The sequence below is a fragment of the Lutibacter citreus genome (assembly GCF_003260195.1).
GTDB classification, from domain to species: Bacteria; Bacteroidota; Bacteroidia; order Flavobacteriales; family Flavobacteriaceae; genus Lutibacter; species Lutibacter citreus.
The window spans coordinates 1-1,704 of record NZ_QEIH01000031.1 but is presented as its reverse complement, the minus strand read 5'-3'; the positions used below and the strand labels follow the sequence as shown (position 1 = coordinate 1,704).

Below are 1,704 nucleotides of genomic sequence, written 5' to 3'. Positions count from 1 at the left end.
TTGCACCACCATTGTAACAAGCTTTTAATACTTTTTTACTTAATTCTAAATCGTTGTTAAAAAACAATGGAATCATCCCTGTTTCTTTCATTGCTGTTGCAACTTCTATTCTTGTAAATTGTGCCATAATTATTGTGATATGTTAAATAGTGTAATTGATTGTTGTTTTTTAACTGAGACTACTCCCAGTTTAATATTTTTTTGAAATCATATGCTGAAGGATCTTCAACATATTTTTTAGCTTCTTCGTAATCATTTTTTCCAATATAAATTAAGTGCTTTATAAATAATTGCGACATATCAGAATCAATATCAACCAATCTTGGCTGAACTTTACCATTTTCATCCTCAAAATCTTTTAAATATAACGGGGTAATATCTCCTTTTGAATTAGCACTAACTATACATCCAGTTATACCTTGGTCAAACAATTTTTTAACACCTATAGCTAATAAAGTGCATAAAGTTAAATCGAATGCAATTGGCTTACAGCATCTTAATTCGTAACCTATTTCAACGGGTCTAGATTTAATATCTAATCCTATTTTTTTTAACTTTACTTGAAGTAAATAATTGAAAATATGCGACTTACTTACGTTTCCTAATTCTGGATGCCCGTGGTCGTCATACGTAAAGTTTATACCTGAATTTTTAATTTCATCTTCATCCATAAAATGAAAAACACCTTCACTTACCATAGCAACACCATATTCAATTCCTCTAATTTTACTTTTTATTATCGACGAAATAATCATATTTGTCAATTTCTCAAAAGTAATTTTTGTTTTATTAAACATTTCAGGAATAATCATCATTGGAAAATGACAGGCAGAAGCAATTCCAAAAGCTAAATGCCCCGCGGATCTTCCCATTGCTGATACTACAAACCAATTTTCACTAGTTCTAGCATCTTCATAAACTGTATTACCAATTCTTACACCTTCATCTTTTGCTGTATGAAATCCAAAAGTTGGATTTCTATCAGGTAAAGGCAAATCATTATCAATAGTTTTTGGAACGTGAATGTGAGCTACATCAAGTTTTTTAGTAGTTAGATATTTTGTGAGTCGGCTTGCGGTAGAAGCTGTATCATCACCACCAATTGTAACTAATAATTTTACGTTATTCTTTTCGAAAAAATCAGCTTTAAAATCGCTATCTTTTGGTTTAAATCTACTCATTGTTAAAGTAGAACCTCCAAGACTAAAAATTTGATCAGCACGTTGAAAGTCGAAGATTTTTAAAGATGGGTTTTCAGAAAACAAGCCTTTATAACCATGATGAACACCTATAACTTCATAACCATCTTTCAAAAATGTTTTGGCCAATGTGCTTATAACAGTATTAATTCCTGGTGCTGGACCACCTCCACAAATAATTGCAATTGATTTTTTCATAATAAATTAAAGAAAGCTGGCTTGGTTTATACAAACCAGCATTACAAATTATCAAACTTAATTATTAATATTATATATTATCGAGCAACTCTACCTGAAGAATCACCACCCATTAGTTTTTTAACTTCATCTATTGTAGATAAATTCGCATCACCTTTAATAGTGTGTTTTAAACAAGATGCAGCTACTGCAAAATTCAACGCTTTTTGGTCGTCTCCTTTATATTCTAACAAACCGTAAATTAATCCACCCATAAATGAATCACCACCACCAACTCTATCTACTATATCTGTAATTTGGTACTGAG

At 30.8% G+C, this 1,704-nt stretch carries 2 protein-coding genes and 1 pseudogene; all 3 read right to left on the bottom strand.

Translation table 11 applies throughout. From position 1 onward, the window contains the following. A pseudogene (locus DAD81_RS21115) lies at window positions 1–127 on the bottom strand (bifunctional 4-hydroxy-2-oxoglutarate aldolase/2-dehydro-3-deoxy-phosphogluconate aldolase); the annotation flags it as partial. A gap of 52 nt (window positions 128–179) precedes the next feature. Next, window positions 180–1,397, bottom strand: a complete 1,218-nt coding sequence (locus tag DAD81_RS20635; protein ID WP_111710377.1) for a 6-phosphofructokinase — start codon at window positions 1,395–1,397, stop codon at window positions 180–182. A gap of 77 nt (window positions 1,398–1,474) precedes the next feature. Continuing rightward, window positions 1,475–1,704, bottom strand: a 230-nt coding sequence (locus DAD81_RS20630) for a PfkB family carbohydrate kinase (protein ID WP_245949388.1), incomplete at its 5' end; no start/stop codon positions are given.

What these genes read in the sequence shown, in the direction of transcription:
- DAD81_RS20635 (WP_111710377.1), bottom strand. Translation starts at nt 1,397, where the DNA reads ATGAAAAAATCAATTGCAATTATTTGTGGAGGTGGTCCAGCACCAGGA.